Raw genomic sequence first — 25,697 nt, forward strand, 5'->3', positions numbered from 1 at the left:
CATAACGGCGATCAGGGCACCAGCAACAGCGCTGCGAACAACACCAGTGCGACCTCGGTCAGCTCGACCAGGGCACCGGCGGTATCCCCGGTGAAGCCACCGAGCCGGGCGCGCATGGCGCGCCGCGCCAGCCACAACACCGCCAGGGCGCAGCCGACCAACCCCAATCCCAGCCCACCGAGCACCAGCACACAACCGAGGAAGGCGGCGCCACTCGTCGCCCAGGCCCCGGTACGGGCCAGGTGCGCCACCTGCTCGCTGACGATGCCCTGCTCGCGGGCATAGGCGGTGGTGAGCAGCAGCGGCGGCAGCACCGCGCGCGCAAGCAGCGGCACCCAGAGCAGCAACCAGGCCGCCTCAGCATCGAGGAGCAGTTGCAACGCGCTCCACTTGAGCAACAGCGCCAGCACCAGCACCGCCACCGCCATCGGCCCGCTGCGCGGGTCCTTCATGATCTCCAGGGTGCGGGCGCGATCACCGAGCCCGCCGATCCAGGCGTCGGCGCTATCGGCCAGGCCGTCGCAGTGCAGCCCGCCGGTCGACCAAGTCCAGAAGGCGAGCAACAGCGCCGCACCGAGCAGCGGATCGGTGTGCTGCGCGGCGAGCGCGGCGAGCGCGAGCAGCACGCCAAGCACCAGCCCGACGGCCGGATACCAGGCCACCGAGCGTCCCTGGTCGACCGGATCGATCACACCGGGGTCGGGAAAGGGCAGCCGGGTCAACAACCGCCCGGCGGCATAGAAGGGGGAGAGAGAGAACATCAAGGACCTCGATGGGTCACCAGGCTGGGACGGCCCGGTGAGGGTGGCACACGGATGCGGCTGCGCCCGGCGTGGGCGACCTCGAGCAGGATCATCGCCCGCGGCGGCATCTCCAACACCTCGGCGAGGATCGCGCGGATCACGCCACCATGGGTGACGACCAGGGTATCGGGCCCGCCACGCTCGCACAGCGAGCGCCAGGCCGCGCCGGTGCGGGCGAGGAAGTCGCGCATCGGCTCGCCCCCCGGCGGGGTGAAACCGAGCGGATCATCCCACAGCCGCCATAATTCATCGGCGGGGAGCTCGCTGGCCGAGCACCCCTCCCAATCGCCGAAGTGACGCTCTGCCAGCGCGGGCTCGAGCACCAGCTCGAGCCCGCGCGTGGCGGCCAGCTCACGGGCAAAGGCCGCGCAGCGTTGCAATGGCGAGCTGACCACCAGCTGCGGCTCGTCGAGCCCGGCGGTGGCCGCGCGCAGCTGCGACCAGCCACGAGCGCTCAGCGGATCATCGCAATTGCCGCGCAGGCGGCTCCCGCCCTCGACATCGCCGTGACGCAGCAGGTCGATCAGCCGGCCGCGCAGGCTCAGCACGCGTTGCTCACTCCGGCCTCGCTAAAAGTCGCCATGTTGCGGTGTATCGCGCAGGCCAGACGCAATAACGGCACCGCGGCACAGGCGCCGGTCGCCTCACCGAGACGGAGACCGAGTTCGAGCAGCGGATCGGCCTCCAGCGCCTCCATCATCAGCCGATGACCGGGCTCGGCCGAGTGGTGCGAGAACAGCATCCAGTCGCGCGCTGTGGGCTGGAGACGCACCGCGGTGAGCGCCGCCGAGGAGACGATGAAGCCATCGATCAGCATCGCCACGCCACGCTGGGCGGCGCGCACATAGGCGCCGGTGAGCGCAGCGATCTCGAACCCCCCGAGTCGGCGCAGCATCTCCAACGGCTCGCGCGGTTCGCTGGCGTGCAGCGCCAGGGCGCGCGCCACCACCTCGGCCTTGCGATTGACCCCGGCCGCGTCCAGCCCGGTGCCCGGCCCCACCACCTCGGAGGCGGCACGATCGAGCAGCGCGCAGGCCAGCGCGGCGGCGGCGGTGGTGTTGGCGATACCGAGTTCACCACCGATGATCAGTCGAACGCCCGCCTCGACGGCGCGATCGACCGCGTCGCGCCCGCTATCGAGCGCCCGGGCGAGCTGCTCAGGGGTCATCGCCGGCTCGCGGGCGATGTTGCCGCTGCCCGGCCCGAGAGGGTCGGAGCGTACCCCCTCGACGACCTCTGAACCGCTCGCCAGCCCCAGCTCGATGATATCGAGCCCGGCCCCGATCGCCTCGGCCATCACCGCAACCGCGGCACCACCGGTGGCGATGTTGCGGACCATCTGCTTGGTGACGGCCTGGGGATAGCGCGACACCCCCTCGGCGGCGACCCCGTGATCGGCGGCGAACAGCAGCACCCGCACCGGATCGACCTCCGGGGTGGCGGTGCGCTGCAGCCCGGCCAGGCGCACGGCCAGCTCCTCGAGTCGCCCGAGCGAGCCCGGTGGCTTGGTGAGCTGGTCCTGGCGCGCGAGCGCATGCTGCACGGCGGTCTGGTCGATCGGGGGACAGGGCTCGGCGAGCCAGTCGAGGGTCGGGGTCATGGGCGCACCTCATGGATGGGAGCGAGGGCCGTCGCAGCGCATCGGCGCGACGGGGTCGAATACCGCTCGCGGCGGCGGAAAGGGATCGAGGACATGGCGGATCTGCTCGACGGGGCGGGCCGCCCCGTGCCGGGGCGACCACCGGGATCAGGGCTGGTAGCGCAGCGTCAGATAGAACGCACGACCGGGCTGATTGTACAGATAGGCCGTCTCGTAGGTCTCGTCGAGGACATTGGCCAGCCGCCCCTGCAACCGTAGGGCATCGTTGAACGCGTACTCGGCGCGCAGATCGAGCAGCGCATAGGCGTCGAGTTCGACCTCGTTGGCGAGGTCGTCGTAGCGCTCGCCGACCAGTTGCAGCGTCGCGCCGGCGCGCCAGCGTCCGAGCGTGCGATCGAGGTCGAGCTGCAGGCTCTGCTCGGCGCGGCGCGGCAGCAGGTTGCCGTCGTTGGCACCCTCGGAGCGGTTCTCGGGATCGAGCAGGGTGAGATTGCCGGCCAGCGTCCAGTCGTCCCAGCGCACCTCGGCGGCGGCCTCGAGGCCGCGGATCCGCGCCGAGTCGACGTTGGCCGGGGCGAAGGTGGCCGAGTCATAGGCGATCAGGTCGTCGACCTCGGTCTGGTAGAGGCTCAACTGCCAGTCGCCGATCATCCGCCCGGGCAGCGGCAGCCGACCGTTGGCCATCAGCTCGACGCTCTCGGACTGCTCGGGGTCGAGCGCGGTGTTGCCGAAGCCTGGGTAGTAGAGTTCGTTGAAGGTCGGCGCCTTGAAACCAGTGCCGTAGGAGAGCGCGACCTGGATGTCGTTGGCGAACAGATAACCGAGCGCGGCGCTGCCGGTGGTATGGCTGCCGAACTGCTGGTTGTCGTCCTGACGCGCGCTGAGCTTGAGGTCGAAGGCACCGAAGCTGCCCTGGTATTGGCCGAACACACCGAGGTTGTCGCGCGCCTCCTCGAGATAGTCGACGGTACCGCCGACACGATCGTCGGCGTAGTCGATCCCGAGGCTCACCAGTTGCCCCGGGGCAATGGTCACGTCGTTCTGCAGCGAGAGGCTGTCGCGCTCGGTCTGGAAGCGGTCGACGAAGCGATCGAAGGCACCCGCAGCGGCAGCGTCGTAGAACACCCGGTAGTCGTCCCAGCTACGCCCGGCAGCGAGGCTCAGGGTCCAGGCGGTGAGCGGGCGCAGGGTCGCTGTCGCGCCGATCACCTGTTGCGAGGCGCGCGCCTGATTACCGGAGAAGGCCGAGCCGTCGAAATCGTTGGCGCTCTCGGCGCTGAGCAGATGGAACTCGACCTCGGCGCGCTCGCTGAAGGCATAACCGGCGCGGGCGCTAACCCCTTGGCTGGTGTAGCCGTCGCGATCGGGCTGATCGACACCGCAACCGGCATAGGGGACGGCGCGACCGGCGCAGGCATTGATCCCGTCGGTCTGCTCGAAGTTGGCGCCGAGGTTGAACCAGGCGCGCTCGCCACCGCCGGAGAGCCCACCGGAGACGGTAGCGGTCCCGAACTCACCGATCCCGACACTGAAGCGCGGGGTGAGCGCGCCGCCACCGCGACGGGTGAAGATCTGGATGACACCACCGATGGCCTCGGAGCCGTAGAGGCTCGAACGCGGCCCGCGCACCACCTCGATGCGCTCGATCTGGGCCACCGGCAGATCGTGCAGCGAGGTCGTACCCAGGGTCGCCGAGCCGACGCGCACCCCGTCGACCAGCACCAGCACGTGGTCGGAATTGGTGCCGCGCAGCATCACCGAGGCCGACTGGCCGGGACCGCCGCTCTGGGCGACGCTCACCCCGGGCAGGGTACGCAGCAGTTCGGGGACCGAGCGGGCCTGACGGCGCTCGATCTCGGCACGATCGATCACGTTCACCGTGGCCAGGGTCTCGCCCGCCGGCTCGGCGGTACGGGTGGCGGTGACCACCGTCGGTTCCAGCAGTTGGGAATCGGTCTGTGCCCAGACCGGGGTACTCAACGGCGCGGCCAGCGCCACCAGCATCAAGGGATGCTTCATCTCAGGCTCCTCACTCACCCCTGCTCACCCGCAGGGATCGATCATCGGTAAGGGCTGGATGAGCAGCGGACAGGCGCTATCGCGCCACGCATACGCGCGGCCGACCCTGCCCCCCGCCCGGCTTCCCCACGCAGCCCCGGCTTGACGGACCCACCGGCCAGGTTGCGCCGGCGTAGTCCTGATTCCGAGGCCGGTCTCCGGGCTCACGAGCGGGCCACGCCGGCCCCGGACACGACGCCTTCCCATGATCGACACAGTGGCATCAGTCGCATCCTGACTCGTCTACCGTTGCGGGGGCAGCGCCGGACTGGCCGATCGACGAGGATCGGCGCACCGGTCTTCCCGTTTCAGCCCCGGAGCTGCGTCCAGGGGCCACCGCGGAATCGAGGGCGCCGATTAAGTCCGATCGGCGGAGGCAAGTCAACGCCCACCCCGACTCTGCAACAGGCCGACTGACCGGGATCAAGCCGAGGGCGGCGCCAGCAGCGTTCGCAAGGAGCGCTCACCGCCCCGGATCAGAGCCCGGAGACCTCGGGCAACAGCGGCTCGGGCGCCCGCACCGCGGCGATCCGCGCCGCCTGAGCGCTGGGCCAACGGGTGAGATACTCGTCGGTGAAGAAGAAGCGATCCGCGCCGAAGGCCGGCACCAAGTCATCGAGCCAGGTCGCCTTGGGGTCGAAGCGGGCGAAGAAGGGGCGATTGACCCAGTCGGGATTGCGCCCCTGGAGGAAGCGCAGCACGAACACCTGCTCACCGGCGACCTCGGTCACGCCTTGGATCTCGACCTTGCCCGGTCCTGCGCTCATGCTCGGCCCACGCGCGGTACGAGCGAGCCCGGAGACCTGCTGGATGGCCTTGCGATAGATCTCCCAGGCACGCACCAGCGGCACCTCGAAGTAGTGCTGGGCGCCGGTGTCGCGCTGCACGAACAGGTAGTAGGGGATGATGCCGAGTCGTACCTGGGTACGCCACATCCGCGCCCACACCTCGGGGTTGTCGTTGATGTGGGCGAGCAAGGGGCCCTGGCTGCGGATCTCGGCACCGGTGGCACGCAACCGCGCGACGGCCTCGTGGGCGATGTTGGTGTCGAGTTCGCGCCAGTGATTGGTGTGGGCCATCAGCGCAACATGCTTACCATGGGCCACCAAGCGCTCGAGCAGCGCCATCAGCTGATCGCTGTCGGCATCGTCGACGAAACGGTGGGGCCAGAAAGTCAGCGCCTTGGTACCGATGCGGATACTCTGCACGTGGTCGAACTCGGGGCGCAGCAAGGGTTCGAGATAGGCCTCGAGATGACGCGCCTTCATCACCATCGGATCGCCGCCGGTGATTAGCAGATCGGTGACCTGGCGATGCTGGCGCAGGTAGTCGTGCAGCCCGGAGGCCTCGTTCGAGGCGATGCGCAGCGACTTGTCGCCGACGAACTGCGCCCAGCGAAAGCAGAAGCTGCAATAGGCGTGACAGGTCTGCCCCTGACTGGGGAAGAACAGCACGGTCTCACGATACTTGTGCTGCAGCCCCTCGAGCGGGCGCTCGCCGTCGAGCTTGGGCAGATTGCTCTCGAGCTGTCCGGCCGGGTGCGGATTGAGCGCGGCGCGGATCTCGCGTACCGCCGCCTCAAGCCTGGCGGGCTCGGCCTCGGCGCGCAGCAGATCGGCGATGCGATCGAAGTGGCGCTCGCTGAGCATCCCCTGCTGCGGGAACACCAGCTGGAAGATCGGATCATCGGGGATGCGGTCCCAGTCGATCAGTTCCTCGATCACATAGTCGTTGACACGAAACGGCAACACGGTCGAGACCACCTTCATCGCGAAGCGGTGGTCGGCGGGGAGTCCACGCAACGCCTCGATACGATCGAGGGTACGCTGAGTATGGACACGGAACGGACGGGCGGGCTTGGCCGCCACCGCCCGCTGGGGCTGGGCATTGTTGTAGGACATGACAAAGCTCCTCTGTGGATAGTCAGAAGAGGACGCAGAACCAAATGGGTACGGCTATCCAAAGGGGTTGGCGAATGAAGTGACGGTGCCCGTCGTGTGCGCTTCGCCAGCGCCGGGCGCGTGCGCGCCGCAGAGGATCCAGGGCCGGGCCCCGGACGGAAGTCATCGCATAGGATGCGCGCCATGCTAACACAGCCGAAGGGCCTGAGCCGTCACAACGAACACGGATCGCACCCATTCGCATCCATGGTTACCATGCCTACCCTGACCAGGACCGGGGAGTCACATGGACACGCAACGACAACTGAGCACCCGCGCGCTCATCAGCGGCGCCCTGCTCGGTGCACTGCTTACCCCCTGCAACGTCTACGCCGGACTGAAGATCGGCTGGTCGTTCAATGTTTCGATCGTGGCGCTGTTGATCACCAGCGGGTTGTGGGCCGTGTTTGCACGGTTGCGCCTGAGCGCACCGCTGGCCATCGGCGAGGGCAACATCACCCAGACCACCGCCTCCTCGGCGGCCAACATCATCTCGGGGGGATTGGTCGCGCCGATCCCCGCGCTGGCGATGCTCTCCGGCGACAACCTGCCCGCCGGCGAACTGATCGCCTGGGTGTTCGCGGTCAGCTTCCTCGGCATCTGGGTCGCCTGGTATCTACGCGCCGGACTGATCGTGCGCACCCCACTGCCCTTCCCCACCGGCCGAGCGACCGCCGAGACCCTGCAAGAAATGTTTCGCCATGGCCACGAGACGCGGCTCAGGCTACGCATCCTGCTCGGTAGCGGCGCGCTGGCCGCAGCGATCAAGTGGCTCGACAGCGGGCGCTGGCCGCTGCCGCGTCCGGGGCTCGGGTTCGAGTTGCCGGCCAGTGGCGCCCTCGCCGGTGCACCGGCCATCAGCGCCAAGAATCTCACCCTCAGCCTCGATCCCTCGCTGATGCTCGCCGGCTTCGGCGCCATCATCGGGGTACGCGCCGGGCTCTCGCTATTGCTCGGCGCGCTCATCGCCTGGGCGCTGCTCGGCCCACTGGGGTTGTATGGGGGATTCATCCTGCCGGGCGCGAACGACCCGACGGCAAGCTGGTTCGCGACCATGATCGAGTGGCTGCTGTGGCCAGGCGTGGCGCTGCTGGTCGCCGCGACCCTGACCCGGTTGGTGATCCAGCTGCGCGCCGTGCACAACGCCCGCACGAAGGACGCCAGCGAGGACGATGGCGCGATACGGATGCGCCGGTTCGGGCTGGCGCTCGCCAGCGCCCTGGTGGTACTCGCCCAGACCCTGCTCTTCGACATCCACTGGCTGCTCGCACTGTTGACGGTACCGATCGCCTTCGTGCTGGCGATGGTGGCAGCGCGGGTGGTCGGCGAGACCGGCATCCCGCCGATCGGCGCCATCGGCAAGGTCTCGCAACTCAGCAGCGGTATCACCGCACCAGGTGATCAGACGGCCAACCTGATTGGCGCCAATGTCGCCGGCGGCGCGGCGGGTCAGAGCGCCGACCTGCTCAACGACTTCAAGGCCGGACACGCCGTCGGTACCGCCCCGGGGCATCAGGTGATCGCACAGTGCCTGGGGGTGGCCGTCGGCAGCCTGGTCGGCAGTCTGGTCTATCTGCAGCTGATCCCGGACCCGGCGACGATGCTGATCACCGAGCAGTGGCCGGCCCCGGCGGTGGCGACCTGGAAGGTGGTGGCCGAAACCCTGGACCAGGGACTTGCGGCACTGCCACCGAGTGCACTCACGGCGCTCCTCGTCGCCACCGGCTGCGGGATCACGCTGACCCTGCTCGAATCGCGCTACGGGCCACACCGGGTGCCGAGCGCGGCGGCCTTGGGTCTGGCGATGGTGATTCCGGCCTCGCTCTCGCTCACCCTCTGTCTCGGCAGTCTGGTCGGGCACGCCCTCGCACGTTACCGCCCACGATTGGCCGAGCGCTTCCTGCTCGCCACGGCCGCCGGGTTGATCGCCGGGGAGAGCCTCAGCGGCGTGGGCCGTGCCCTGCTCGGGGTGCTCGGCTGAGGCTCAGACCTTGAACCGACGCGCCCGCGCCTGCTGTTCGGCGGCGAGGGCGGCCATCGCCTCGGCGGCCTCGGCGATGCGTCGCGAGACGGTGGCGATCTCATCCTCCTCGTGACTGATCCCGGAGAGATTGCGATCGATTTCCTCGGCCACCGCGCGCTGCTGCTCGGCGGCGCTGGCGATCTGCGCGTTCATGTCGTTGACGGTGCTCACCTCGCCGGTGATCCGCTCCAGCGACGCCCCGGCGCGCCCGGCCTGGGCCACGCTCTCGCCGGCCTTGGCCCGACCGTCGGCCATCGCCGCGACCGCCTCGCGGGTCCCCCCCTGCAGCGCCTCGATCATCCCCTGGATCTCGTGGGTAGCCGACTGGGTGCGCCCGGCGAGGTTGCGTACCTCATCGGCGACCACCGCGAAACCGCGCCCCTGCTCGCCCGCACGCGCCGCCTCGATGGCGGCGTTGAGTGCGAGCAGGTTGGTCTGCTCGGCGATCCCCCCGATCACCTCGAGGATACGACCGATCGCCTCGGCATCGTCAGAGAGCCGCGTAATCACGCTCGCGGCATCCTCCACCGCCACGGCTAGGGTCTCGATCGCGGTGATCGTCTCGCGTACCACCGTCGCGCCACCGCCGGCCTCGCGTTCCATGTCACGGGTCGCCTCGGCCGCGCGCGTGGCATTGCGCGCGACCTCGGCGACGGTGGCGGTCATCTCGGTCATGGCGGTAGCGACCTGATCGGTCCCCGAACGCTGGCGCTCGAGCTGGGCGTGAATATGCTCGCTGGTCGCCGACAACCCGGCGGCGGCCTCGCTCAACCGATCACTGCCCCCGACCAACTCGCCGATGAGGTCGTGGATGCGGTCGACAAAGGCATTGAAGGCCGCCGCCAATTCGCTGAGTTCATTGCCGCCGCGCTCATCAAGGTGCAGGGTGAGGCCGCCGTCGCCGTGGGCGATATCGTGCATCCGCGCCGCGGCCACGCGGATCGGACGCGCAATGGCACGACTCAGCAGCCAGGTCAGCCCGGCCCCGACGAGCAGCGCCAGCAGGGTGAACAACAGGGCATCGCGAATTGCGCGACTGAAGGCCGCGGCGTCCTCGCTGCGATCGAGCCGCAGCTCGACGACCCCCACCGGTTCACCGGCATAGTCGGTGATCGCCGTGGCCAACAGCGCCAGCGGTCTACCCTGGACGCGGATCTGCCGCTCGATGCGCGCCCCCGCCATGACCTGCTGCAGCTCCGTGGTGGTGAGTTGCGAGTCCGATTCGAGGGTGCTGGCGAAGGGCTCGAAGCCTTGATCCCGACGCAACCAGAGCTGGGCGCGGGCGCCAAAGCGCTCGGTGAAGGCGGCAAAGAAGGGCTCACCGAAGGAGAGCCCGAACTCGACCGAACCGATATGACGCCCGTCGGGCGCGAACACCGGCTCGATGCCGCGGATCCCCAACCCAGCGCGGCCCTCCTCGAGCCCGCTGACCGAGGCACGGGTGCGATTGGTGGCGAGCACGGTATTGCGGAACCCGGAGAGATCGTCGCCGAACTTCTCGGGCATGTGCAGACGCAGGAAGGAGGTTGCCGGCGGGGTGTGGAACTGGAATTGCACCAGCCCGAAGGGCTCATGCATACGCTCGAACAACGGCAGGGTCAGCGCACGCAGCCGCTCACGATCGCCGGCGGCGAAGGCGGCGCGTACCTCCGGGAGGTTGGCAACGGCGGCAGCGAGCGAGACGGCACGCGCCGCCTCCTGATCGATCGTCGAGCGCAAGGTCAGGAACAGGTCCTGGAGCTGGCGCTGTTCGGCGCGCTCGGAGAGCGCGCCGAAATGATGGAAGACGCTGGGCAGGATCAACGCCACCGTCACCAGGATGGCCGCCACCCCGGCGACGGCAAGCTGCACACTGATACGCACTCGGCTCAGCACATCACTCTCCCGCTATCTCGCTATCGGCTACAGGACCCCGATCCCGGCAACCCTGCAATGGATCGGTGCGACAGACAGCAAGAGGCGTCGATCGTCACAGGATCAGGCCACCCCCGCCGCCGCGCTAACGCTTGCGAACAGATAGCCCATATAGGCCAGATAGCAAGCGATCAACACCGCGCCCTCGATGCGATTGATCCGCCCCTGGCGCCGCCAGCCATAGCCGAACACGAACAACGACAGGGTCAGCACCACCATCACCACCATGTCGCGCGAGAGCACCTCGGGGGCGATCGCGGCCGGATGGATGGCCCCGGCGATCCCGACCACGGCAAGGGTGTTGAACAGGTTGGAGCCGATCACGTTACCCAGCGCCAGATCGTGCTCGCCCTTGCGCACCGCCGCCACCGAGGAGGCCAACTCGGGCAGCGAGGTACCGATGGCGACGATGGTCAGACCGATCACCAGATCGCTGACACCGAAGCCGTGGGCGATCTCGACCGCCCCCCAGACCAGCAGCCGCGAACTCCCCAGCAGCACCACCAACCCCAGCGCCAGCAGCCCCAGGGCGCGACCCAGCGGTAGCGGGTGGGTATCGAGTTCTTGCGCCATCTCGCCGCCGAGCGCATCGCCACGCCCGCGCATCCCCTGGACGATGGTCCAGCCCATCACCAGCGCAAAGACCGCCAACAGCACCCAGGCATCGAACCGCGACAGCTCACCATCCCACAACTGATAGACCGCCAACGCGGTAACCAGCGCCAGCAGCGGCAGCTCACGGCGCAACAACCGCGAGTGCACCGCAATCGGGCTGAGCAGCGCGGTGAGACCCAGAATCAGCGCGATATTGGTGATGTTCGACCCATAGGCGTTACCGAGCGCGAGCCCCGGATTGCCCTGGGCCGAGGCGAAGGCCGAGACCACCATCTCCGGGGCCGAGGTCCCGAACCCGACCACCACCATGCCGATCAGCAACACCGGCACCCCGAGGTGACCGGCGGTCGCCGCGGCCCCCTCGACGAATCGATCCGCGCTCCAGACCAGGAGCACCAGACCGACAATCACAGCGACAAAGGCCAAACTCATCAGTCTCTCTCAAACCTCGCAAACGTCTCAGCGGCGCGCGCGCGCCCAGACCGGTTTTCGGTATGATTTCTCGATCCGGCCCCGGCGCTGATGCGCCAGCACGGCCGGTCAAGCGCATCATTTTCTCACACGCCGAGGAGTCATCGCGATGTTTCGCCCTAAGCCCCGTTCGATCTGGTTCATCTTGGCGATCGGAGGACTTGGCGTGGCCGGATTCAGCGTGGCGCTCACCGAGTGGTTACTGCTCGATCCCTGTCATCTGTGCATCTTCCAACGCCTGCTGTTCGCCCTCGCCGGCCTGCTCGCACTCGGCACGGCACTGGGCGTGCGTGTCCTCGGCTATCTGACGGTGATCACCGCCCTCGGCGGGGCCTGGAGCGCGCTCTATCAGAGCTGGCTGCAACTACAACCGCCCGGCGCGGTCAGTTGCATCGGTGGTGAACTCGGCCCCATCGAGCAGCTGATCGAGTGGCTCGGCCAATACGCCCCGGGGCTGTTCCTGGCCACCGGCTTCTGCGAGGATCCGGGGCTGCAGATCCTCGGCCTGTCGTTGGCCAACTGGGGGGCGATCGCCTTCATCCTCGGCGCCCTCGCCGCCACCTGGGCGCTCATTGCGAGCGCCGCACGTCCGCCCGTCGACGACGGGCAGGATTGATCGTGCCGGGCACCGCCCGGCGACCCCGAACCCCGGGGTGCGGACGCCACCGCCGTCCCCGCCCCTCGAGCCTGGAGAGCACTGCGATGCCGCTCAGCCGTCGACACTTCAACCTCACCCTGGTCGGTGGGCTCGGCGCCCTCACCGTGTCCCCGCCGACGCTGGCCAACGCGCTGGTCGAGGGCCACGACTGGCGCCCCATCGACCCACCCCAGCCGGGCGACGATCCCGACAAGATCGAGGTCCTGGAGTTCTTCTCCTACGGCTGCCCCCACTGCCGCCACCTCAACCCACTGATCAAGGCCTGGGGTGAGCGCCAACCCGAGGACGTGGCCTTCCGTCGTGTCCCGGTGACCTTCGGTCGCACCGCCTGGGCCAATCTCGCCCGACTCTATTACGCCCTGGAGGCGAGCGAGGCGCTGCCCCGCCTCGATCAGAAGGTGTTCGAGGCATTGCACGATGAACGTCACCGACTCTACACCCCGGAGGCCATCCTCGACTGGGTCGAGGCGCAGGGGGTCGAACGCGACCGCTTCGCCGCATTCTTCGACGGCTTCGACATCCAGGCCAAGATCGCGCGCAGTGATCGCCTCGTCCAACGCTACCGCATCCGCGCCGTCCCTCGGATCACGGTGGCGGGCCGCTATGCCGTACTCGGTCAGGGGGCGAGCAGCTATCGCGACCTGCTCGAGATCACCGACACCCTGATCGCGCAGGCACGCGCACCGGGACGCGACGGCTGATTCCGGGCAGACCACTGGCCACACGCGCGGCGACGGGTGCACTAGCCCTCACGCCCCGCAGCCAGCTGCTCACGCAGGGTCGCCAGCAACTGACGGGGACGCAACGGCTTGGGGACATGGGCATCCATGCCCGCCGCCAGACAGGCCTCGCGGTCGCTCGCCATGGCGTTGGCGGTCATCGCCACGATCGTCACCCGTCTGCCCTGATCGGCCTCGCGCGCACGGATCTCGCGCGTCGCCCCGAGCCCGTCGAGCACCGGCATCTGCATGTCCATCAACACCAGATCGAAGCGCCCGGGCACGAACCGCGCGAGCGCCTCGGCACCATGCTCGGCGAGGGTGACTTCACACCCCCAGCGCTCCAACAAGGCCCGCGCCAGGCGTTGATTGATCAGGTTGTCCTCGACCAGCAGCACCCGCGTCCCCGTGGGTAACGCCGCCACGGCGACGGTGCTCGAGGGCGCCGGACGCGGCCCATCGAGCGCCCGCAGCAACCCGAAGATCTCTCGTGGACTCACCGGCTTGGTCAATACCGCGAAACCGGCGCCAGCACAGCGACGCGCCTCCTCACCCTGCAGCCCATAGGCGAGCAGCGCCAACCGGTGGCGCGCGACTAGACCGGTCTCGACCAGTCGCTCGGCCAGCGCCAAACCATCCTCACGCGCCGCGATCAGTGCCAACACCAAGGGGGCACGCCACGGGCATCGCCCTCGGCGACCTCCGTCGCGGTGCCCACCACGCTCAGCCCCAAGCCCTCGAGCCAACCGCTCAGAGTACGCCGCGCCAGCGGATGCGGTTCGACCACCAGCGCCCGGCCGTGGAGACGCGGTGCATCGTCGTCATCACTGGCGCCGACACCGGCATCGCGCGGAAGGGGCAGCTCAACACGGAAACAACTGCCCTGCCCCGGTTCGCTCTGGACCTCGATCCGGCCACCCATCAACGCCACCAGACGCGCGGTAATGCTCAACCCCAGTCCGGTCCCACCGTAACGGCGGGTGATCGAGACATCGGCCTGGCCGAAGGCCTCGAAGATCCCCCCGACCTGCTCGGGCGGGATCCCAATGCCGGTGTCGGCAACCGTGAGCACCAACCACTCGGCGGGCGCGGATACGGCCGTCTCCAGACTGACCCGGATCTCACCAGCGGCAGTGAACTTGATCGCGTTGTCACAGAGATTGACCAACACCTGGCGCAGCCGCGCCGGATCACCAACGCGGTGCCGGGGCAGCCTCGGCGAGAGCTCGAGCACCAGCTCGACCCCCTTGGCCGCGGCCTGTGTGCCGAGCGGCTTGAGGGTACCAGTGAGGAGTTCGACGAGATCGAAGGAGATGTGCTCGAGCTCGACCCGACCGGCCTCGATCTTGGCGAAGTCGAGCAGGTCGTTGAGCAAGGTCAGGAGGGTCCCGGCCGAGGTGCGCACGATGGCGAGATAATCGCGCTGAGTCGGGGTTAGTTCGGTCTCGAGCGCCAACTCGGTCATGCCGATGATACCGTTCATCGGGGTGCGGATCTCATGACTCATGTTGGCGATGAAGCGACTCTTGGCCGCGTTGGCCGACTCGGCCATCTCCTTGGCCTCGCGCAGCTCGGTCTCGACCCGTTTCCACGAGGTGATGTCCATGGCGACCCCGGTCAGACACGGCATCGCTCGATCCGCATGACCACAGCTCGAGGCCTGAACGCGCTGATAACGCGGCTCCCCGCCGGGGAGCAGCACCCGCAGCTCGGTCTCGAAAGGGTTCGCCGCGCGCAATGATGCTGCCACTCGCGCCCGGTCCTCGGGGTGGATGCGTTGCAACCAATCCTCCAGCCGTCCACCGAAGGACTCGGCATCGCACGCATACAGGGCCAGCATGCGCGGGTCCCAGTCGAGGCGATTGGCTTGCGGCTGCCACTCCCACACCCCGAGCCCGGCGATGGCCGCCGCCAACTCCAGACGCGCGCGCTGATGACGCAGTTCGGCCTCGGACAGGCAGCCCCGCGCGGCATTGGCGAGGCGGCGCGACAATGGCACGAAGGCGCGTTGGAACTGGCTCGAGAGCACGCCGACATCGGCCCCGCGCAGCAGCAACAGCACCCCGAAACCATCGAGACGAAAGGCATGCAGGGCTCAGCGTGAATCGACCGCCACCAACGGCAGACCACCGGGTTGCTGAGCGAGCGTCTGATACAGCCGCTGCGGCGTCCAGCGCTCCCAGAAATCGGCATAGCAGGGGGTACGCGCGAGGTTGCGCGGCAACAGACAACACAACGGCGGTGTCGCCGAGGAGACCTGCTCGAGCTGGAGCACGGCCGCGCCGTTGCCCTCGAGCAGGCGCACCAGGCTGACCAGGAAGCGGCGCACCATGGGCTCGAGGTCAATACTCTCGCCGATGGCCATCGCCAGCGCATAGAGCACCTCGGTCTCATCACCCGGCGAGGCCGCCTTCATCGCGCCACTCCCGGCGGCTCGAAGGCGTCCAACAGCGCCTCGAGCGCAGCGGCCGCGAGCGGCCGTCCGATCAGATACCCCTGCCCTTGATCGACCCCGAGCGCCTCGACGAAATCGTACTGACGCTGGGTCTCGATGCCCTCGGCGATCACCGTCAACCCCAGGCTCTGCCCCATCACCGTGATCGCACGCACGATCGCCCGCGCCCGTCGCCCGCGGGTGACGGTAGCGACGAAGGCACGATCGATCTTGAGCACGTCGAGCGGAAAGTGCTGCAGATACTCGAGCGACGAATAGCCGATGCCGAAATCATCGATCGCGACCTTGAGCCCGAGCGCGCGACAGCGACCGAGCAGCTCGACGGCCGCCTCCGGCTCCTGCATCGCCAAGCGCTCGGTGATCTCGAGTTCGACACGTCCGGGATCGACCCCGGTCTCACCGAGCACCCGCTCGATCAACCCGAACAGCCCGGGGTCGAGGAACTGACGCGCCGAGAGATTGACCGCAACCCCCAGCCCCAGGTCGCGCCAGGCAACACACTGACGACAGGCCTGCTCCAACACCCAGGCACCGACCGGCTGGATCAGCCCGAGCGATTCGAGCAGCGGGACGAAACGCGCCGGCGAGAGTTCGCCCCAGCGCGGGTGGCGCCAGCGCAGCAACGCCTCGACCGCGACGACCCGCCCCGAGTCGAGTTCGAGCTGCGGCTGGTAGTGGAGATGGAACTCCTCGCGCTCGAGCGCACCGTGCAATGCCCGCTCCAGCTCCAGCGCAGCCGACAACCCCTGGCGCAGCTGCGGCTCCGCCAGCGCCTCCTCGCTCAGCGTGCCACGCACCCGCGCCAGCCGCTGCGCCTGTTCGGCCAACGCGAGCAGCTGCTTGGCGTCGTTGGCATGGCGCGGATAACAGGCAACCCCACCACTCAGGGTCAGCACCAGCTCACGCCCCTCGACCGGATAGGGCTGCCCGAGTGCGCGCAGCAACTGGGCAAAGCGCGCCTGCAACGTCTGTAGATCGGCGCCACACAGCAGCACCGCGAACTCATCCCCCCCGACCCGAGCGACGGCCTCGGGCGGGGGGGCCGCCAGCTCGAGCCGACGCGCCAACCGACCCAACAGCTGGTCGCCGGTCGACTCGCCGAGTGCGTCATTGAGACGATGGAATTCGGTCAGATCGATCCAGCCGACCAGCACCCCGGTCTCAGCCGCCGCATGCAGCATCGCGTCGGCCTGGCGCAGGAACAGCCGCCGGTTGGCCAGGCCGGTCAGCTCGTCATGCAGCGATAGATAGTCGACCAGGGCCTCGGTGCGGCGCATCTCGGTGAGGTCCTGGAGCACCCCCAGGACACGATCGGTGTCGTACTCGGCCCGCTCCCCGACCACCCGCAACAGGCGCTCGCCCGCCTCGGTGCACAATCGGAACTCGAACTCGAGCTGTCCCCGACCGCCCCCAGCCATCTGCACCATGCGCTCGACCCGGGCGCGGTCTGCGGGATGGACCAGCGCCAACACCGAGGACAGTCGCCCGAGTGCCTCCGGGTCAACCCCGAGCAATGCCGGCGCGTCATCCGACCAGGACAAGGCATCATCGGCCAGCGACCACTGCCAGAAGGCCAGACGCGCGATGCGACGCGCCACGCGCTCGTGTTGATGGTTGCGCTGCACCTGCAGGCTGAGCGCACCCGCGTGTAGCGCATAGCGAACGCGCTGGATCAGCAGTGACCAGTTGATCGGCTTGACCATGAAATCGGTCGCCCCGGCCTCCAGCGCAGCCTCGAGGGTCTCGACCTCATCGGCCCCGGTGACCATGATCACCGGCGTGACGCCTTCGACCTCGAGGGCGCGGATCCGCCGACAGACCTCGACCCCGTCCATTCCCGGCATGCGGACATCGAGCAACACCAGATCCGGCGGGCTGCGCGCAAAGCACGCAAGCGCCTGTGCACCACTGACCGCCGGCTCGACGACGAACCCCTGGCGTCGCAACGCACCGCAAATCAGCCCCCGGGTCGGGGCATCGTCATCGACGACCAGCACCCGACCGTGCACGTCCGCCCCCTGCGTATCGTGCGCTTGCGTCCCCATCTAGTCCTCCGTCTCACCCGATCGCACGCGATCCAAGGTTGAGGCAGGACAGGTCGAAGCAAACGACCGCGGGTCGCACGGCATCCACCAGCGTCATCAGCATGAGGAGATCACCATGGCCCATATCGACCCCGAGGCGCTCAGCGAGCTACGCGACCTGCTCGGTGGGGAGCTCGACGCCATCGTCCTCACCTTCGCCCAACAGCTGCCCGTACAGCTCGAGCGCCTGGAGGCGCTGCCACTGAGCGAGTGCGGCGAACTGGCCCACGCCATCAAGGGTAGCGCCGGCAACATCGGCGCCACCACCCTCGCCCGCGCCGCCACCACACTCGAACAGGCCGCCCGCGCCGGGGAATTCGAGGCGGCCGCTCACGCCCGCGCGTGCCTGCGCCCCCTGGCCGTCAACACCCTGGAGGAATTGCGCGCGTGCGGCGCGCTACGCGAGGCGCCCTGATGTCAAGATTGCCCCACGGCGCAAGCGACATGCGCCCGGTCTTCGTCGGTCGTCAGCCGATCTTCGACGCCAATGCCGAGATCGCCGCCTTCGAGCTGCTGTTTCGCGCCGGACACACCGACAGCGCCGAGATCAACGACGCCGACTGGGCCACCACCGAGCTGCTGCGCACCGCCTTCGTCGATATCGGTGTCGAGAACCTGGTCGGCGATCGACTCGCCTTCATCAACCTCTCGCCACGCTTCATCGGGCGCGAGGTGATCGCCGCCTTACCCGCCGAACGCACCGTACTGGAGCTGCCAGCAACCAGTGAAATCGGCCCCCAGACCCTGGCCGGCATCCGCTTGCTCAGAGAGCAGGGGTTTAGGATCGCGCTGCGCTGCCCGGACACGAGAATACCGCCAGCGCACGTGCTCGCGTCCATCGATCTGGTCAAGCTCGATGCCCGGGCCTGCACGGCACAGCAACTCGAGACGCAGTACGCCCGCCTCAGCGCCCATGCCCGCCCCCTGGTCGCCGAGAAGATCGAGGATGAGGCGACACTCGCGCGCTGCCGCAGGCTCGGATTCGATTATTTCCAGGGGTTCTACCTCTCTTATCCCAACGTGGTCGAGGGACAGCGCCTGGCTGGCGCGGCGCTCGCATTGGTGCGCCTGATCGAACTCCTACAACGACCCGACGCCTCGGTGACCGAGATCAGCCGGACCATCACCAGCGACGCGGCGCTCAGTCTCGAGATCCTACGCCTCGCCAACAGCCCCCGCTTCCGCCGCCAGGAGCCGGTCGAATCGATCGAGCACGCCCTCTTCGTGCTCGGCCGCACCACCATCCGTCACTGGGCGCTCTTGCTGATGTTGCGCCGCACCCCGGGCTCACCGGTGGCGATCGAGCAGATCCTGATACGCGCCCGCATGGGCGAGTTGCTCGCCCCCGTGCTCGCCCCCGGGAACGAGGCACAGCGCTACTTCACCCTGGGGCTGCTCTCAGCGCTCGAGCGCTTCCTCGGCATCGCCCTCGAGGACATCGTCGAACAGATGCGCCTGGGAGCGGAGTTGCGTACGGCCTTGCTCAATCATGAAGGGAGCATGGGGCTGGCGCTGGAGATCATCGAGGGGTTCGAGCAGCCCGACGCGCGCCCCCCCGATGACCTCGTCGTCTCCGCCGGATGGCTCTCGACGCGCTACCTCCAAGCCATCGACTGGGCCCGCGAGACGCTCGACGCACTCAGATGAGGAAGCAAACGGATGACGATGACCCACCATGCCACCGCCGCACTGCTCGGGATCGTACTGCTGCCACCGCTCGCCGGCGCCGCCGGGTTCGATTGCGATCGCGCCTCGACCCCGGTCGAGCACGCCATCTGCACCGATACCGAACTCGATGCCCTCGATGCCCGGCTCGCGGATCACTACCGCGCCGCGCAGGCGGGGCGCCCGCCCGCCGAGCGCGAGGCGTTGCGCCAGGCCCAGCGCCGCTGGCTGGCCGCGCGCAACCGCTGCGGTCCGGATCGGACCTGCCTGCGCGAGCACTATCAGCAACGCCTCGAGGCACTGGCACCACCGCGGGCGCAGCTCACTCATAGCGGTCCGCACTACCAACTCGAGGCCAGCTATCCGCGCTTCGCCGGGGCGGCGGAGGCGATCAATCGCGCGGTGCGCGAGTACGTCCAGGACCAGGTCGACGGCTTTCTCGCCAGGACCGAGGAACGCCTGGCCGAGCCCGAGCCACCGCTCGGTCCGGCCTGGTCGTTCGCGCTCGAGGGCGAGGCGGGGCATCGCACCGAGTGGCTTCAGGTGATCGTGTTCGAGGGCTACGAATACGACGGCGGGGCGCACGGCATGCCGCTGCTCGCGCCGCTGCTGCTGGACCTGACCACGGCCCGCCCGCTCGACCCGGCAGCACTGTTCCGCACCGACAGCGCCTGGCTCCAGCGCTTGGCTCGACACAGCCGCGCGGCACTCGCCGAACGCGATCTGCTCGGCGCCGACAGCGATTGGATCCATCAGGGTACCGCGCCCGTGTCGGAGAACTATCAGTGGCTCTTACCCGGCCCCGACGGACTGACGGTGATCTTCCCACCCTATGCGGTCGCCCCCTATGCCGCCGGCGCGCAGCGGGTCTTGATCCCCTATGGCGAGATCGACGACCTGCTCGCTCGACCGATGCGGGCAGACTGAGCAGCGACGCCGAGCGCCCGCCCGCTCAGGGACGGACGCCAAACGGCGGGGTTAGATAAAAACACTCACCAGTTTGTAGGCCGAGCGTTCGACAGCCTTGTTGACGAAGGCGCCGACGAGGGCCTTGCCGAACAGGTGACCGGCCGTGTTCGTCAGCGTGCCCGTGCCCGGCCCGACCTCGACACAGCCGTGTTGCTCGAGCGCCGCGAGCAACTGTGCGCGGCCGATCCGTTCGGGATCGTAAAGCAGGGTCAGACTCGATGCGCGCGGATTGAAGCGCACCTCACGCACGCCCTCGAGCGCCAACAGCTGGCGCTGCGCCTCGCCGTCGAGTAGCGAGCGACAACGCAATGCTGCCGAACGGACCCGCAATCGCCCAGGGACATGATGGATGTAATGACGCATGGAAGCCTCGGAACTCTTGTCGCAGGAAGGTCATCGATGTGCCTGGCCCGGCGCCGGCGATCATCGGTTCAGGAACCACCGCATCCATGTCGACGTCGCGCACCACCAGATCCCGTCGGGGTGATCGGACAACGAGGGACGACCTCGCGGGACGACCCGAAGGCGCGAACGCGAACAGTTATCGATAATAGTTATCAATCAATCCAGAAACAAGGGGTACGCGTTTGTTTCTTGCCGGCAACCTTGCTATTTTCGGACGGATCAGCGGGAGGCGTGTACGCGCGTGTCCCCTTCCCATCCCTGCCGGAGCATTGAAGATTTCATGAAAGACGCAGACTGGCTCCTCTTCCAGCTCGACGACCTGATCGCGAGCGTCGATCACAACGGTGTCGCACTCAAGGAATTCCTGCGTACCCCGTCGCTCTCCTGCTCGGTCTATCATCTACCGGCCGGTTCCAAGGACATGGCCAGCGCCCACGAGGAGGACGAGCTCTATCTGGTGCTCGAGGGGCGCGCGCAGCTACGGGTCGGTGACACCGTGCGGCTGGTCGAGAAGGGCACCCTGATGTACGTGCACGCCGCCTGCAGCCACGCCTTCTTCGATATCGAGGAAGACCTCACGGTACTGGCCTTCTTCGGCGCCCCGGTCCGCGCCCACCTCCCGCCCGGCTGATCCCGCCCTCAGTCACGCCGGGTCGCCTCGACACGGTCGACGTTCACACCCCGCAGGGCATTGAACAACACCCCGAGGGTGGTGCCGTTGTGCAGGACGGCGCTGGCCAGGGGTGAGATCCGGCCACTCGCCGCCCCGATCAGGATCGCGGTATTGATACCGACGGCGGCGCGAAAGTTGTTGCGGATCAACTGCATGGTGCCAAGCGCCAGGGCACGAGCGTCGGCCACCGCGTCGAGACGGTCGTCGGTGAGCAGAATGTCGGCAGTAGCGCGAGCGATATCGGCGCCGCGCGGCATGGCGATACCGACGTCGGCGGCAGCGAGCGCCGGCCCGTCGTTGACCCCGTCGCCGACGAAGGCAAGTTTGGCCCCCGTCTCCTGCAGGCGCATCAGGATCGCGGCCTTGTCTTCGGGTGCGACCTCGGCATGCACCGCGTCGAAGCCAAGTTCACGCCCCAACGCCTCGGCCTTGCTGCGCCGGTCACCACTGATCATCACCAACCGCTCGATCCCGAGCGCACGCAGTCGCGCCAACGCCGCCGGGGTCTCGGGTCGGAGGGTATCGCGCAATGCGATCAACCCCACTGGGCCCTCACGATTGGCCACGAACAGCAGGATCTTACCGGCGTCGTGGAAGCTGTCGATGCGTGACTCGAAGGGTGCGAAGTCGACACCCTCGTGTTCCTCGAGATAATGCCGGCTGCCGATCATGATCCGCCCCCCGGCGACATCGGCCGAGAGCCCATGGGCGACCAGATAATCGACCTCGCCATGGCTGATATGTTTGAGCCCACGCGCCTGTGCGGCATCGACCACGGCACTAGCGATCGGGTGCGAGGCGTGCTCCTCGATCGAGGCGACCAGCGCGAGCAGATCGCACTCGCCACACCCCGGGTGGGTGGCCAACACCTCGACATCGGTGACCGCCAGCTCGCTGTGGGTCAGGGTCCCGGTCTTGTCGAACACCAAAGTGTCGACACCGGCGAGCTGCTCGATGGCATCACCACCGCGCATCAGCACCCCGCTCGCCGCCGCCCGCGCCATCCCCGACTTGATCGCCACCGGGGTGCCGAGCTTGAGCGCGCAGGCATAATCGACCAAGAACACCGATTGCACCCGCCGCAGGTCACGGGTGGCGGCGTAGACCGCCGCGCCGCTCCCCAGGGTCAGCGCCACGCGCTGATCGGCAAGTTCATCGGCCTCGCTCTGGGTGACCGAGCGCTTGGCCAGCGCCTCGCCGATGAACTGCGCCACCCGCGCCGAGGTGGTCTCGGTACCGACCTGCGTGGCCTCGATACGCAGCCGTCCCTCGACCAGCACCGAGCCACAGATCACCCGTCGATAGACCGATTTGCGCACCGGCACATCCTCGCCCGTGACCGCCGATTGATCGACCAGGGCAACACCATCGATGACCCGGCCGTCAACTGCGACCCGCTCCCCCGGGCCGACCTGGATGACCTCACCGACCCGAACCTGATCACCGGGCACACGCACCAGCTCACCGTCGCGCTCGACCCAGGCCGGTGCCGGGTCGGGACGCAGCAGCCGCGCCAGCATGCGGTCGGAGCGGTGCGCGGTCCGCTCCTCGAGATAGGCGCCGAGGCGCAGCAACAGATCGGTGACGGTGGCGGCATAGACCTCGCCACGCGCCGCCGAGAGCCCTACCGCTACGGCGTCGAGGACCTCGACCTTGACCCCTTCGTTGACCAGGGTGTCGACCCCGCGCGCCAGCGTCGGCGCGGCACTGGCCAGCGCCACGCCCAGACGCCAGGATGCCGGCAACAACGGCAACAGGGCCAACGCGAGCAGCGAGGTCGCCACTGGCGCCAACCCCGATTCCGGCGCGGCCTCGGGCAACGGCTGCGACACCTCGGCGACATGGGGCACATAGGCCCGCAGTCGCTCGAGTACGCGCAGACGCGCCTCCGTTGTCGGCGTGAACACGATCACCAGTGACTTCGTCGCCAACGCGGCACGCACCTCGCGCACCTCGGGCAGGGCCTCGAACCAGCATTCGAATGCCTCCGGGCGACATCCCGGTGCACCCAGGGCGGGCAACCGCAGCCGCAGGCGACCGGGCAATTGATGGACGATGTGATAGCGCAGCGCAGGCAAGGAAGGGGTCACGAGTTGGGGTCCTGGGGTGGGCGCGAGCGGTGGCGCACCACCGCTCGCGCGGGCTTGGGATGGGCGAAGCTCAGGGATCCTGGCGCTGCGTGGCGTGACGCAACTCGGCCTCGGCATCACCGAAGCGCTCCTTGATCTCCTCGACGCCGCCCTGGACCATCGCCCAAGCGCGGACCATACCGTTGATCGCGGTACGCTGTACCTGCTCGTTGGTGAGCAGATAGGTGGCCGCGGCACCGATCACCAACCCCTTGAGGAAGCGGTCGCGCGACAGCGTCGTCAAGGCCCCCGGCTGGTTCTGCTGGGCATACCAGTGCGGTTGCGCCATCGCCTGCGGCGGCACATGGTAGCCCTGGTAATAGCCCTGCCCCTGCGGCGGTAGACCCCCCTGGTGATACTGCTGATACTGTTGTCCACCCTGGGCTTGTCCCTGGGCCGTACCCGCCGGGTGGCCCTGGCCGCCCTGCCCCGGATAGCCGTACGGATTGTTCATGCCGAATCTCCTGTCGTCGTTCGTTCGTTGTCCGGCACCGCTTGCCGGTTGCGGTTACCACGCGCCTTGGCAAGACCGCGCAGCAACATCACCACGGCCGCGCCGGTGACCAGCCCGCCGATGCCCTCGGCGAGATTCTTTCTGACCCCATGCTGATGACGCTGACGTTGATCACTCATCACCCTCTCCCTCGGTCCATTGACGCAGCCCGTAGAAGACCGCCGAACCAGCCAGGAACATCAGCCCCAGACGCAGTGCCCCCTGGTCGGCGACCGAGGAGGCCACGGCCCCGGCGGCGGCCGTGGCTACCCCGGCGGCCACGGCACTCTTGCCGGTCTCGACCAGGGCCAGGTTGGGGAGCTGCTCACCGGCCTGGATACGATCGAACTGACGCGCTGCGGCCAGGCTGCCACCGATCACCGCGCCCAGGGTAGCCAGGCGCACCAATGAACCACAGTCGCTACTGATGGCTGGCGCCTGGGGAGCGGCCACAGGTGAGGAGGCCGGCCAGACAAGGGGGGGCTGGTTCATCCGCCCTGCTCCCCGGTCTCGCCCTGCCCCTTGCCGGCGGCACCGAAGAGGGTGCGCTGGACCGAGCCATTGCTCAGTACCAGTACCGCCGCCGCGCCGAGCAACGCCCCCTTCCAGAAGTCGGTGTCATTGAAGTCGACCAGCTTGGAAAGACTATTGAGACCGTTACCACCACTGGCCAGCTCCTCGACCAACTCGGCAACGCCATGGCCGTGTCCGGCCCCGTTCTGCGCGCCCGCACCCTGTCCCGGGTAGGCACCGGGATGGTGGGCGCCGGGCGCAGCCCCATAACCGCCCCACTCCGGATGGGGCGCAGGCTGGGGGGCAAACCCATGCGGCGGCATCGCCCCGGGGTAGAAACCAGGGGGCGGAGGGACCATGCCTGGGCCCCACTGCGGCTGTTGCGGCCCAGGCTGAGGGCCATAGCCGCCCTGCGCCTGAGGACCATAGGCATACCCCTGAGGCGCGTAGGGATCATATCCCGGCGCCGGCGCACCCCAGTCGGGCTGACGGGCGGCATGCATCCCCATGCCGCCATCAGCCCCCTGTTGGGGCCAGGGCGCGCCCCCGGCCGGCGCGGGACCAGCGCTACCCTGGCCCGTCTCGCCGTGTCGTGTCGGCGCCCCCTCTTGACCGCCACCGGACATTCCCGGCCGTTGCTGCGCCTCTGACGTGTGTTCGCTCATGGTGACTCCATTTGGATGGATGGATTGTGGCGCCGTCTCTGCAACGGTGCCGCTGGACGCGCCCGCTGGTCTCGCGCAACACACCGCCCCGGGTACGGGCCAGATTGCTGGCGATGGAACACCGGGGACGGCCGCGACACCTCGGCGGCCAATCCTGATTGGGGGATAAAGGTAACGCAGCCACTCATCGCAAACAATAACGATTCACGTTTGCAGAGAGGCCGATTGGGGATTAGACTCGACGAGTCTCGAGATGGTTGGAGTGTCCTTCGGAGGAACCAGTGATGCCGTCCGCACCTACTGCACACCAGGGGCAATTGCCCCCGTTTTCGATCTGTCACCAGGTGCCGGGGCGTCTCCGGCTGCGTGTTCCATTGCTGCTCGCCGAGCCGGGGACCGGGCGCACGCTCAGCAAGGCGCTGCGCGATCTGCCCGGGGTGATGGAGGTGCGCTGCAATCCTGCCTGCGCCAGCCTGGTGGTCGAGCATCATCCCCACCATCCTTTGGATGCAGACGCTATATCTTCCACTCTGACTCCATTGATCCATCAATCACGCCCGGCGGCGGTCCTCGCGCCCCATCGTACACGAAAACCCACGACCAATGCCAAATCGCCCTCACGTCGCAGCCCCCGCAGCCGGTTGCGGGGCGACTGTCCGCTGTGTCGACTCAAGCTGCAGGCCGCGCGCTGGATCATGGCCGATGTGTGGCGCTGTTGGCGTGACCGGACCCAGTCGCGCATCCGCGCCCTGATGGTCACGGCACTCTCACCGCTGCGTCATTAAGATCGACGCCGGGACACGCCTCGACACACCACACGAGGCCATCCCTACCGCCCACAATCC

Annotated in this window: 25 protein-coding genes and 1 riboswitch; of the genes, 8 read left to right on the top strand and 17 right to left on the bottom strand. The window is 68.2% G+C overall.

What is annotated here, in order from left to right:
• Positions 1 to 11 precede the first annotated feature (11 nt).
• From HF203_RS01665 to HF203_RS01685, 5 genes are all read right to left on the bottom strand, one after another.
• The gene (locus tag HF203_RS01665; protein ID WP_168665955.1) at positions 12 to 761 is read right to left on the bottom strand and encodes an adenosylcobinamide-GDP ribazoletransferase; all 750 of its coding nucleotides are present in this window, start codon (positions 759 to 761) and stop codon (positions 12 to 14) included.
• On the bottom strand, positions 761 to 1,351 hold the full coding sequence (locus HF203_RS01670; protein WP_168665957.1) for a histidine phosphatase family protein: 591 nt from the start codon (positions 1,349 to 1,351) through the stop codon (positions 761 to 763). Before HF203_RS01670 ends, HF203_RS01665 begins: the two co-directional genes overlap by 1 nt.
• Positions 1,345 to 2,403: a nicotinate-nucleotide--dimethylbenzimidazole phosphoribosyltransferase gene (gene cobT, locus HF203_RS01675; protein ID WP_168665959.1), complete on the bottom strand. Its 1,059-nt coding sequence runs from the start codon at positions 2,401 to 2,403 to the stop codon at positions 1,345 to 1,347. The genes HF203_RS01670 and cobT overlap by 7 nt, the downstream gene beginning before the upstream one ends.
• Before the next feature lie 147 nt (positions 2,404 to 2,550).
• Positions 2,551 to 4,422, bottom strand: coding sequence for a TonB-dependent vitamin B12 receptor (gene btuB / locus HF203_RS01680; protein WP_168665961.1), 1,872 nt, complete (start codon positions 4,420 to 4,422; stop codon positions 2,551 to 2,553).
• 171 nt (positions 4,423 to 4,593) lie between these two features.
• Positions 4,594 to 4,817: riboswitch (cobalamin riboswitch) on the bottom strand.
• A gap of 120 nt (positions 4,818 to 4,937) precedes the next feature.
• A complete protein-coding gene (locus tag HF203_RS01685) occupies positions 4,938 to 6,362 on the bottom strand; it encodes a KamA family radical SAM protein (RefSeq protein ID WP_168665963.1) in 1,425 nt (474 codons plus the stop codon).
• Positions 6,363 to 6,648: 286 nt separating this feature from the next.
• Between HF203_RS01685 and HF203_RS01690 the strand changes: the two genes are divergently transcribed.
• Positions 6,649 to 8,382: an OPT family oligopeptide transporter gene (locus HF203_RS01690; RefSeq protein ID WP_168665965.1), complete on the top strand. Its 1,734-nt coding sequence runs from the start codon at positions 6,649 to 6,651 to the stop codon at positions 8,380 to 8,382.
• A 3-nt stretch (positions 8,383 to 8,385) separates the two neighbouring features.
• On the opposite strand, the gene HF203_RS01695 is transcribed toward HF203_RS01690, so the two are convergent.
• Positions 8,386 to 10,299, bottom strand: coding sequence for a cache domain-containing protein (locus HF203_RS01695; protein WP_168665974.1), 1,914 nt, complete (start codon positions 10,297 to 10,299; stop codon positions 8,386 to 8,388).
• Between the two features lie 102 nt (positions 10,300 to 10,401).
• Entirely contained in the window at positions 10,402 to 11,385 is a 984-nt protein-coding gene (locus HF203_RS01700) for a calcium/sodium antiporter (protein WP_168665984.1), read from the bottom strand.
• A gap of 148 nt (positions 11,386 to 11,533) precedes the next feature.
• Between HF203_RS01700 and HF203_RS01705 the strand changes: the two genes are divergently transcribed.
• Together HF203_RS01705 and HF203_RS01710 are read left to right on the top strand one after the other, a co-directional pair.
• Positions 11,534 to 12,040, top strand: coding sequence for a disulfide bond formation protein B (locus HF203_RS01705; RefSeq protein WP_168665986.1), 507 nt, complete (start codon positions 11,534 to 11,536; stop codon positions 12,038 to 12,040).
• Between the two features lie 86 nt (positions 12,041 to 12,126).
• Positions 12,127 to 12,783 (top strand): thiol:disulfide interchange protein DsbA/DsbL, encoded by a 657-nt coding sequence (locus tag HF203_RS01710; RefSeq protein WP_168665988.1) that lies wholly within the window; start codon positions 12,127 to 12,129, stop codon positions 12,781 to 12,783.
• A gap of 41 nt (positions 12,784 to 12,824) precedes the next feature.
• Here the strand turns inward: HF203_RS01710 and HF203_RS01715 are convergent, their stop codons facing one another.
• The 4 genes from HF203_RS01715 to HF203_RS01730 are packed head-to-tail and all read right to left on the bottom strand — an operon-like array spanning position 12,825 to position 17,301.
• Positions 12,825 to 13,466 carry a response regulator gene (locus tag HF203_RS01715; protein WP_168665990.1) on the bottom strand — a complete coding sequence of 214 codons (642 nt, stop codon included), beginning with the start codon at positions 13,464 to 13,466 and terminating at the stop codon, positions 12,825 to 12,827.
• Complete coding sequence (locus HF203_RS01720) at positions 13,454 to 14,863, bottom strand: ATP-binding protein (RefSeq protein ID WP_168665991.1); 1,410 nt, start codon at positions 14,861 to 14,863, stop codon at positions 13,454 to 13,456. The genes HF203_RS01715 and HF203_RS01720 overlap by 13 nt, the downstream gene beginning before the upstream one ends.
• Before the next feature lie 33 nt (positions 14,864 to 14,896).
• Positions 14,897 to 15,217, bottom strand: coding sequence for a hypothetical protein (locus HF203_RS01725; protein ID WP_168665993.1), 321 nt, complete (start codon positions 15,215 to 15,217; stop codon positions 14,897 to 14,899).
• Positions 15,214 to 17,301 (bottom strand): putative bifunctional diguanylate cyclase/phosphodiesterase, encoded by a 2,088-nt coding sequence (locus tag HF203_RS01730; protein ID WP_168665995.1) that lies wholly within the window; start codon positions 17,299 to 17,301, stop codon positions 15,214 to 15,216. The genes HF203_RS01725 and HF203_RS01730 overlap by 4 nt, the downstream gene beginning before the upstream one ends.
• A gap of 115 nt (positions 17,302 to 17,416) precedes the next feature.
• Here HF203_RS01730 and HF203_RS01735 point away from each other — a divergent pair, with 115 nt between their 5' ends.
• Genes HF203_RS01735 through HF203_RS01745 form a run of 3 tightly spaced genes read left to right on the top strand, consistent with a single transcriptional unit; the run spans position 17,417 to position 19,932 of the window.
• Positions 17,417 to 17,755: an Hpt domain-containing protein gene (locus tag HF203_RS01735; RefSeq protein ID WP_168665997.1), complete on the top strand. Its 339-nt coding sequence runs from the start codon at positions 17,417 to 17,419 to the stop codon at positions 17,753 to 17,755.
• Positions 17,755 to 18,987, top strand: coding sequence for an EAL and HDOD domain-containing protein (locus HF203_RS01740; protein WP_168665999.1), 1,233 nt, complete (start codon positions 17,755 to 17,757; stop codon positions 18,985 to 18,987). The genes HF203_RS01735 and HF203_RS01740 overlap by 1 nt, the downstream gene beginning before the upstream one ends.
• 12 nt (positions 18,988 to 18,999) lie before the next feature.
• Positions 19,000 to 19,932: a DUF3298 domain-containing protein gene (locus tag HF203_RS01745; protein ID WP_168666001.1), complete on the top strand. Its 933-nt coding sequence runs from the start codon at positions 19,000 to 19,002 to the stop codon at positions 19,930 to 19,932.
• A 51-nt stretch (positions 19,933 to 19,983) separates the two neighbouring features.
• Here the strand turns inward: HF203_RS01745 and HF203_RS01750 are convergent, their stop codons facing one another.
• On the bottom strand, positions 19,984 to 20,337 hold the full coding sequence (locus tag HF203_RS01750; RefSeq protein WP_168666003.1) for an HMA2 domain-containing protein: 354 nt from the start codon (positions 20,335 to 20,337) through the stop codon (positions 19,984 to 19,986).
• A 322-nt stretch (positions 20,338 to 20,659) separates the two neighbouring features.
• Here HF203_RS01750 and HF203_RS01755 point away from each other — a divergent pair, with 322 nt between their 5' ends.
• Positions 20,660 to 21,010, top strand: a complete 351-nt coding sequence (locus HF203_RS01755; RefSeq protein ID WP_168666005.1) for a cupin domain-containing protein — start codon at positions 20,660 to 20,662, stop codon at positions 21,008 to 21,010.
• 8 nt (positions 21,011 to 21,018) lie between these two features.
• On the opposite strand, the gene HF203_RS01760 is transcribed toward HF203_RS01755, so the two are convergent.
• From HF203_RS01760 to HF203_RS01780, 5 genes are all read right to left on the bottom strand, one after another.
• Positions 21,019 to 23,142: a heavy metal translocating P-type ATPase gene (locus HF203_RS01760; protein WP_343043860.1), complete on the bottom strand. Its 2,124-nt coding sequence runs from the start codon at positions 23,140 to 23,142 to the stop codon at positions 21,019 to 21,021.
• A 70-nt stretch (positions 23,143 to 23,212) separates the two neighbouring features.
• Entirely contained in the window at positions 23,213 to 23,635 is a 423-nt protein-coding gene (locus tag HF203_RS16090) for a hypothetical protein (RefSeq protein WP_210424589.1), read from the bottom strand.
• Positions 23,632 to 23,814: a carbon monoxide dehydrogenase gene (locus tag HF203_RS01770; protein WP_168666009.1), complete on the bottom strand. Its 183-nt coding sequence runs from the start codon at positions 23,812 to 23,814 to the stop codon at positions 23,632 to 23,634. The genes HF203_RS16090 and HF203_RS01770 overlap by 4 nt, the downstream gene beginning before the upstream one ends.
• On the bottom strand, positions 23,807 to 24,166 hold the full coding sequence (locus HF203_RS01775; protein ID WP_168666010.1) for a magnetosome protein MamC family protein: 360 nt from the start codon (positions 24,164 to 24,166) through the stop codon (positions 23,807 to 23,809). The genes HF203_RS01770 and HF203_RS01775 overlap by 8 nt, the downstream gene beginning before the upstream one ends.
• Complete coding sequence (locus HF203_RS01780; protein ID WP_168666012.1) at positions 24,163 to 24,852, bottom strand: hypothetical protein; 690 nt, start codon at positions 24,850 to 24,852, stop codon at positions 24,163 to 24,165. Before HF203_RS01780 ends, HF203_RS01775 begins: the two co-directional genes overlap by 4 nt.
• 284 nt (positions 24,853 to 25,136) lie before the next feature.
• Here HF203_RS01780 and HF203_RS01785 point away from each other — a divergent pair, with 284 nt between their 5' ends.
• Positions 25,137 to 25,637: a hypothetical protein gene (locus HF203_RS01785; RefSeq protein ID WP_168666014.1), complete on the top strand. Its 501-nt coding sequence runs from the start codon at positions 25,137 to 25,139 to the stop codon at positions 25,635 to 25,637.
• Positions 25,638 to 25,697: the final 60 nt, after the last annotated feature.

The sequence above is a fragment of the Marichromatium bheemlicum genome, from assembly GCF_012276755.1.
GTDB lineage: Bacteria > Pseudomonadota > Gammaproteobacteria > Chromatiales > Chromatiaceae > Marichromatium > Marichromatium bheemlicum.

What these genes read in the sequence shown, in the direction of transcription:
- HF203_RS01700 (WP_168665984.1), bottom strand. Translation starts at nt 11,385, where the DNA reads ATGAGTTTGGCCTTTGTCGCTGTGATTGTCGGTCTGGTGCTCCTGGTC.
- HF203_RS01690 (WP_168665965.1), top strand. Translation starts at nt 6,649, where the DNA reads ATGGACACGCAACGACAACTGAGCACCCGCGCGCTCATCAGCGGCGCC.
- cobT (WP_168665959.1), bottom strand. Translation starts at nt 2,403, where the DNA reads ATGACCCCGACCCTCGACTGGCTCGCCGAGCCCTGTCCCCCGATCGAC.
- HF203_RS01705 (WP_168665986.1), top strand. Translation starts at nt 11,534, where the DNA reads ATGTTTCGCCCTAAGCCCCGTTCGATCTGGTTCATCTTGGCGATCGGA.
- HF203_RS01745 (WP_168666001.1), top strand. Translation starts at nt 19,000, where the DNA reads ATGACGATGACCCACCATGCCACCGCCGCACTGCTCGGGATCGTACTG.
- HF203_RS01740 (WP_168665999.1), top strand. Translation starts at nt 17,755, where the DNA reads ATGTCAAGATTGCCCCACGGCGCAAGCGACATGCGCCCGGTCTTCGTC.
- HF203_RS01730 (WP_168665995.1), bottom strand. Translation starts at nt 17,301, where the DNA reads ATGGGGACGCAAGCGCACGATACGCAGGGGGCGGACGTGCACGGTCGG.
- HF203_RS01780 (WP_168666012.1), bottom strand. Translation starts at nt 24,852, where the DNA reads ATGAGCGAACACACGTCAGAGGCGCAGCAACGGCCGGGAATGTCCGGT.
- HF203_RS01710 (WP_168665988.1), top strand. Translation starts at nt 12,127, where the DNA reads ATGCCGCTCAGCCGTCGACACTTCAACCTCACCCTGGTCGGTGGGCTC.
- HF203_RS01770 (WP_168666009.1), bottom strand. Translation starts at nt 23,814, where the DNA reads ATGAGTGATCAACGTCAGCGTCATCAGCATGGGGTCAGAAAGAATCTC.
- HF203_RS01785 (WP_168666014.1), top strand. Translation starts at nt 25,137, where the DNA reads ATGCCGTCCGCACCTACTGCACACCAGGGGCAATTGCCCCCGTTTTCG.
- HF203_RS16090 (WP_210424589.1), bottom strand. Translation starts at nt 23,635, where the DNA reads ATGAACAATCCGTACGGCTATCCGGGGCAGGGCGGCCAGGGCCACCCG.
- HF203_RS01750 (WP_168666003.1), bottom strand. Translation starts at nt 20,337, where the DNA reads ATGCGTCATTACATCCATCATGTCCCTGGGCGATTGCGGGTCCGTTCG.
- btuB (WP_168665961.1), bottom strand. Translation starts at nt 4,422, where the DNA reads ATGAAGCATCCCTTGATGCTGGTGGCGCTGGCCGCGCCGTTGAGTACC.
- HF203_RS01685 (WP_168665963.1), bottom strand. Translation starts at nt 6,362, where the DNA reads ATGTCCTACAACAATGCCCAGCCCCAGCGGGCGGTGGCGGCCAAGCCC.
- HF203_RS01665 (WP_168665955.1), bottom strand. Translation starts at nt 761, where the DNA reads ATGTTCTCTCTCTCCCCCTTCTATGCCGCCGGGCGGTTGTTGACCCGG.
- HF203_RS01725 (WP_168665993.1), bottom strand. Translation starts at nt 15,217, where the DNA reads ATGAAGGCGGCCTCGCCGGGTGATGAGACCGAGGTGCTCTATGCGCTG.
- HF203_RS01775 (WP_168666010.1), bottom strand. Translation starts at nt 24,166, where the DNA reads ATGAACCAGCCCCCCCTTGTCTGGCCGGCCTCCTCACCTGTGGCCGCT.
- HF203_RS01755 (WP_168666005.1), top strand. Translation starts at nt 20,660, where the DNA reads ATGAAAGACGCAGACTGGCTCCTCTTCCAGCTCGACGACCTGATCGCG.
- HF203_RS01735 (WP_168665997.1), top strand. Translation starts at nt 17,417, where the DNA reads ATGGCCCATATCGACCCCGAGGCGCTCAGCGAGCTACGCGACCTGCTC.